General features: G+C 71.2%; 4 protein-coding genes. All 4 read right to left on the bottom strand.

Annotated elements, in window-relative coordinates; translation table 11 throughout:
- Positions 1 to 136 precede the first annotated feature (136 nt).
- The 4 genes from IE294_RS46035 to IE294_RS46050 all read right to left on the bottom strand — a co-directional run bounded on the left by IE294_RS46035 (position 137) and on the right by IE294_RS46050 (position 5,973).
- Positions 137 to 601 carry an SsgA family sporulation/cell division regulator gene (locus IE294_RS46035; RefSeq protein ID WP_189895285.1) on the bottom strand — a complete coding sequence of 155 codons (465 nt, stop codon included), beginning with the start codon at positions 599 to 601 and terminating at the stop codon, positions 137 to 139.
- 182 nt (positions 602 to 783) lie between these two features.
- Positions 784 to 1,782 (bottom strand): sensor histidine kinase, encoded by a 999-nt coding sequence (locus IE294_RS46040; protein WP_189895286.1) that lies wholly within the window; start codon positions 1,780 to 1,782, stop codon positions 784 to 786.
- Between the two features lie 313 nt (positions 1,783 to 2,095).
- On the bottom strand, positions 2,096 to 4,867 hold the full coding sequence (locus IE294_RS46045) for a helix-turn-helix transcriptional regulator (RefSeq protein ID WP_189895287.1): 2,772 nt from the start codon (positions 4,865 to 4,867) through the stop codon (positions 2,096 to 2,098).
- Positions 4,868 to 5,073: 206 nt separating this feature from the next.
- The gene (locus tag IE294_RS46050; protein WP_058084696.1) at positions 5,074 to 5,973 is read right to left on the bottom strand and encodes an SDR family oxidoreductase; all 900 of its coding nucleotides are present in this window, start codon (positions 5,971 to 5,973) and stop codon (positions 5,074 to 5,076) included.
- Between the last annotated feature and the right edge of the window lie 200 nt (positions 5,974 to 6,173).

The following is a 6,173-nucleotide window of genomic DNA, read 5'->3' on the forward strand; positions in this document are numbered from 1 at the left end:
CTCGATCGCCTCGGAGTTCTCCCGGCCCACCGTCACAAAACCCATGACACACACCCTTCGTCGATTCTCTTTCGCCGAGCCTTCCAGCCGTTCGGCCGTGCCGCATCACATGAACGTGCGAGACGCACCTGGCGGCTCAGCCTTCCTCGACGCAGTCCTTGAGGAACGCGTCGATGTCGATCTCTTCCTGTCCCCGGGGGACGAGCCGCTCCGTGGCCCGCAGGAAGTCGCGGACCGATGCCCGGCGCACTTGGATGACCGCGGCGCCGGACGGGGGGGTCAGGGTGATACGCGTGTTGTTCCCGGCCGGACCGCCGTCCGGCGCGATGCGGATGTCGCCCGCTCCCACGGGGAAGTACAGGCCGTCGGCGAGCAGGTCACGGGCGAAGATCCAGGTCACCTGGCGCTGGTGCGGGAGGCAGAAGGAGACGCGCACCGCGCACGGGTCGGCCCTGTCGTAGTCGAAGTGGGCCCGGACGGCGATCCGCCGTGTGCCGGTGGGGGCCAGCCACACCCAGACGTCGTGACGTACCGTCTCGGAGGGGCCGGCTACGGGACTCCGGCCGGCTGGACGTGCCGCGTGCTCACGATGCTGATCCATGGTCTGCTCCGTTCGCTCTGCTGACGACCACGTGACAAGCCTGTCGCCCGGCACCGAGGGCAGGCATCCGTCATTTGACGTCATGGTGAGAAGTGCCTGGTCCGGACACCTCACGTGAGACGGCTGCCGAATTTCTCCGGGAAAGCAGGTTTCCGTGGCTCCCGTGGTCGCGGAACGCCGGCTCAGTAGCCGGAGTGCCGCTCGACCGGGATGACGGCACACACGGTGGTGCCCCCTCCGGACGCGTGCCGCACGCTGAGGGCCCCCTCCAGGACGGCCACCCGGTCGGCCATGGCCGCCAGGGGTGCCGAGTCCAGCGCCTCGCCGGGCGCCGTACCGTCGTCCGCCACCGTGACCACCAGGTCCAGGTCGAGTTCCGTCACCACGTGGACCCTGCTGGCCCGGGCCCCGTGCACAGCCCTGCCGAGCGCCTCCCTCACCAGGAAGTACACGTGCATCTCCACCGCGTGCGGGAGCCGTTCCCGCAGGTTCCCCGAGACGCCGACGGGTACCGGCCACTGCGCCGCCAGCGCGGTGAGCGCGGCCGGAAGCCCGCCCAGCCTGAGCACACCCGGGTACAGCTCGGCCGTGACGTCCCTGACATGGCTCAGCGCCTGCTGGGCATCCTGGATGGCTCCGTCGAGCAGTTCGGCCGCCGACGACGGGACGCGTTCGCCGTCCAAGTGCTCCCTGGCCAGGTTCAGACCGAGCAGCGCCGAGGCCAGACGTTCCTGGGCGCCGTGCTGCAGTGAACCGGCGACACGGCGGTGCCGGTCGGCCTCGAGCCGGCCCGCGACTGTCCGCGGTGGTCCCGCCTCCTTGGGTTCCCGGCCGACAGCGGGTGCGCCGGCCCCCGTGCGGAAGATGTACACGGCGGCCACGCCGCCCGGCCGGATCAAGGGGACGAGGGACCATTCGACCGGGAGGAGAGAACCGTCCGCGTGGGTGAGCGTGCCGTGGTGGGAGGGGGCCTGCTCGGGGATGGCGTGGCCGCGCACCCACCCGTAAGTGTGTTCCACCGGTCTGCCGTCGGTGCCCAGCAGGTCGGAGGGTCGTTCGTAACCCATGAACTCGGCAGCCGGTGTATTGGCGTAGGACACTCGGTGATCGCTGTCCACCGCCCAGGCCGGCTGCTGAATGACGTCAAGAATGCTTCCCAGGTCATCGGCGACTGACGTCATCGTGCTGCCCCTTCCCATAGGGATTCGAGAACGTGCCTCGATCACGGCGCCGACAGACCGGGCACCGCCCGCGACCGCGGTCCGCCACCCGTCCTCGCTGTCGGTCACGTCCGTCGTCCGGCCTGTCCGTCGCGTCCGGCTTGTTCGCCGCTGATGACACGACTGTCACAGCCGGAGAGGCCCGAAGGCATCCGTCATTTGACGTTGGAAGGAGTCGGAGCAGGTCAGGGCAGTTTTCCCGGCCGCTTCAAGGATGCTCGGCAGGCTCGACGCCCTGCACCCAAAAAGGTGCATACAGCATATATGGCCTCGTTCAGCCGGACAGGGCGTCACGCAGGGCCGCCCGGGACGCGATGCCGAGCTTGGGGAAGATGCGGTAGAGATGGGAACTGACGGTGCGCGGAGAGAGGAGCAGCCGCTCGCCGATCTGCTTGTTGGTCAGGCCCTCCGCCGCCAGCAGGGCGATCTCGGTCTCCTGCGCGGTCAGTCCGGCAGCCGCGGCGGCCGGGACGGCGGGGTTCGGCTGCACCTGGCCGGCGGCCCGCAGTTCGGCGGCGGTCCGCGCGGCCCAGGGAGCCGCGCCCAGCTCCTCGAAGATTTCCAGGGCCGCGTTCAGGTGCAGGCGGGCCTCGACGGGCGCCCGGCCCCGGCGCAGGCGTTCGCCGTACAGCAGACGCACGCGCGCGTAGTCGAACGGCCAGTCCCGGGCGCCGGCGCCACTGACGGCCTCCTCGAACAGCGCCGGTGCCTGGGCGTCGGCCGCCACAAGCGCACGGGCGGCCAGCGTGAGCATGCCCAGGCGAGGCGACACGTCCCACAGGGCGGCCTCGCACATGGCGCGTACGTGGGCCTCGGCCTGCTCGCGCCGGTTGGTGCGCAGGGCGGCCTCCACGAGGTCCAGTGCCACCCACAGGGCGTGCGGGGTGTACGGGGCGAGCGTGCCGGCGGGGCCGAGGTCGCAGGCGTGGTGGAACGCTGCCTCGAAGTCCCCTCGGCCGATCGCGCCGAGGGTCCTGGCGTGGTGGGCGAAGCGGGCCGCGCCGTAGGCGCGGCGCTGGGTGGTCACGCGGGTCAGTTCGTCGGCCCACTCGTGCATCACGGCGTCCTCGCCGCGCACCGCGGCGAGCAGCGCCTCGTGGAAGAGGAAGTAGTAACTGATGAAGTCATAGCCGTGCGCCTTGGACAGGGCGAGACCCTCGTCGGCGAGGCGCTGGCCCTCCTCCCAGCGGCCGGTGGCGAAGTCGTCCAGGCACAGATGCATCAGGCAGGCCAGGCTGCTGCGGACGGCGCCGCCCGCCCGGCCGCTCTCGACGAGCCGCCAGGCGCCGGCCCGGCAGCCGCCCAGCAGGTCCATGTAGACGGCCGAGGTGTTGACCCGGACGAGACTGCCGGGGTCGGACTCGGCGCTCTGGCGCTCGATGAGCCCGGCCAGCCGCCGCCGGGTCCCGGCGGTGGCCCGGGCCGTGTCCGGGAACGCCTCGCTCATCAGCAGGATGATCTCCGGGGGTTCCGGGACCAGCCGGTCGATCGCGTCGAACAACGGTGCCCAGAACTCCTCACGGCCGGCCCACCAGCAGATGAGCAGCAGGGTGTACAGGGCGTCGGTCAGGTCGGTGTTGGTGGCGTCGTACCCGTGGTCGCCGTTCTCGATGGTGGAGACGACCAGGCGGTACGCCGTGTCGACGGTGCCCTCCCCGTTGACCAGGACGAAGGCGGCGGCCGCGGCGGCGTGCAGGGAACTGCCGAGGCCGGGGTCGAAAGCGCGGGCCTGGTCGAGCAGGCGGGACGCGCTGCCCAGTTCACCGGTGACGTCGGCGCCCAGGTAGGCGGCCTCGGCGAGGCGCCGGCCCCGGTCGGCGGCCTGGGGGCTGAGGTGGGCGGCGCGGGTGAGGGCGGCTATCGCGCCGGTCGCGTCCCCGCGGTGCAGTTTGCGGCGGGCCGCTTCCTCCAGGAGGACGGCGACCGCCTCGTCGGGTTCCACCGACGATTCGGCCAGGTGCCAGGCCCGGCGCTCGGTGTCACGTAGGAAGTAGTCCGCCAGCCTGCGGTGCACCCGCCGACGTTCCACGTTCGTCGAGGACTCGACCACGGCGGAGCGCACCAGCGGGTGCCGGAAGAGGACGCGGCCCGCCGCCTCGTCGATCTCGACCAGCTTCGCGGCCTCCGCCGGGAGGAGCGCGGTGGTCCCGCCGTCCGCGGTCGTGGTGCGCCGCAGCAGCCCCAGATCCCCGCTGCCCTCCAGCGCCGCCAGCAGCAGGACGTCCCGGGTGGGCCCGGGCAGCCGTCTGATGCGCGAGGCGAAGAGCGCTTCGATGCCCTCGGTGAGCGGCATTACCTCGGGGAGCGCTTCGCGGGCCGACAGCTGGGTGGGATCGAGCGCCTCGGCGAGTTCCAGCAGTGCGAGGGGATTGCCCCTGGCCTCGGTGAGAAGGCGGCGCCGCACGCGCAGGACCATCTCCGGGAAGGCGGTGCGCAGCAGCTCGTCGGCGGCCTCGTCGTCGACCGGTTCCACGTGCAGTGCGGGCAGGCCACTGGGGTCGAAGTAGCTGTCCTCGCCGGTCCGGGAGGCCGTGAGCAGGCCGATCCGGCTCCCCGCGAGACGGCGCGCGAGGTGTCCGAGAACGATCGTGGTCGGCCGGTCGATCCAGGGCAGGTCGTCGACGACGAGCAGCAGCGGCCGCTGCTCGGCCTCGTGCCGCAGCACGTCGAGGCAGGCCCCGGCGATGACCGTGCGGTCGGGCACCCTGCCCGACAACAGGCCCAGCGCCACCATGAGGGCGTTGCGCTCCCCCTCGCCGAGGCGGGCGAAGCCCGCGGTGAGGGGCAGCAGGAGCTGGTTGAGGACGGCGTAGCTGACGTCGGCTTCGAACTGCACACCGGTGGCACGGATGACGCGGACCCCGGCGGCCTCCGCTCCGGCCACCGTCGCGTCCAGCAGGACGCTCTTGCCGACGCCCGCTTCCCCGCTCAGCAGCAGGACGGCGCCCTCCTCGCGGGCGCGTGCGGAGAAGGCGTCGAGCGCTCGCAGCTCCGCGTCGCGGCCGAACAGCCGTGCTGTCGCCGTCGACGCTTCGTGATCCGTCATGGAGTACCTCTGGCAGCATTATGCAGTACATGTCTGGTAATAGTTACTTGACATGCTTGTCGTGCCAGAGGCTATGTGTCAGGTTGAATTAAGTCCAGTTAACGCCAGTAACTTACTTACTGACTGGACCTTCACCGGGGCGGACGAAACAGGGCGAGGGGGCCGACCCGTTACGGGTCGGCCCCCTCGCCCCCTGGAGCGCCGTGTCACGCGCCGGCCGGATGCACGGTCAGCAGGTCGGCCAGGTCGATCCGAGTGAGGAACTCCCGGCGGATCCGGTCGGCGACCTCCGAGACCTCCTCGGAGCCGTCGTTCGCCGGGTCGATGTGCACCCGGTAGGGGCGCTCGCCCTCGGGCAGGGCCACGATGCGGGCGATTTCGTCGGAGACCAGCGACGCCTCGGCTCCCTCGGGGGCGAGCGCCGCGAGCTTCTGGGAGACCTGCTGGAGCAGACCCGGGTACTTGGTCTCGTACTCCGCCTCCACGGCACCGTCGGCCGGGTGACCGGAGTGGGCGAAGTGATTGGTGCCGCTGGTGAAGGAGCCGGGCACCACGATGGAGGTTTCGACGCCCCAGCGGGCCAGCTCGCCGGCGTAGCTGACGGCGAGGGAGTCCATCGCGGCCTTCGCGGCGAAGTAGGGGGCGAGGTAGGGCGGGGTGCCGCCCTTGACGCTGGAGCTGGAGACCCAGACGACCAGGCCCCGGCCGGCCTTGCGCAGGTGCGGCAGCACGGCGCGGTTGACCCGCTGCGTGGACAGCACGTTGATGTCGTAGAGCTGCGCGAACTGCTCCGGCGTGAAGGCCTCGGCGGGTCCGGTGACCATGTGGCCGGCGTTGTGGATCAGGACGTCGATACGCCCGTGCTCCCCGATGACCTGCTTGACCGCCGAGTCGACCGAGTCGTCGGAGTTGACGTCCAGTTCGATGGAGCGCAGGTCGACACCGTGCTCCTTGGCGTAGTCGGCGGCGGCCTGCACCTGCGGCGCGTTGCGGCCGTCGGTCTCGCGCATGCCGGCGTAGACGGTGTTGCCGGCGTCGGCGAGGGCGCGGGCGGTGAGCGCGCCGAAGCCGCTGGAGGCACCGGTGATGACGACGATGTTGCTCATGGGAATCTCCTCGCCCGCGGAAGCGGGTTCGTGGCTGAAGGGAGTGAGGGTGGGAGAAACGTGACGCGTGCGACGGCACCGGCGAGATACCTGGCACCGTCCGGCGGGCCCGGCCGACAGCCGTGCCGGCGGGGCGGGGCGCCGATGGTCAGATGATGCCGCCGTTGGCGTAGATGGTCTGGCCGTTGATCCAGCGGGCC

Source organism: Streptomyces canarius (assembly GCF_014650735.1).
GTDB classification, from domain to species: domain Bacteria; phylum Actinomycetota; class Actinomycetes; order Streptomycetales; family Streptomycetaceae; genus Streptomyces; species Streptomyces olivaceoviridis.

Coding starts and splice junctions, on each gene's coding strand:
- IE294_RS46035 (WP_189895285.1), bottom strand. CDS start 601: ATGGATCAGCATCGTGAGCACGCGGCACGTCCAGCCGGCCGGAGTCCC.
- IE294_RS46045 (WP_189895287.1), bottom strand. CDS start 4,867: ATGACGGATCACGAAGCGTCGACGGCGACAGCACGGCTGTTCGGCCGC.
- IE294_RS46050 (WP_058084696.1), bottom strand. CDS start 5,973: ATGAGCAACATCGTCGTCATCACCGGTGCCTCCAGCGGCTTCGGCGCG.
- IE294_RS46040 (WP_189895286.1), bottom strand. CDS start 1,782: ATGACGTCAGTCGCCGATGACCTGGGAAGCATTCTTGACGTCATTCAG.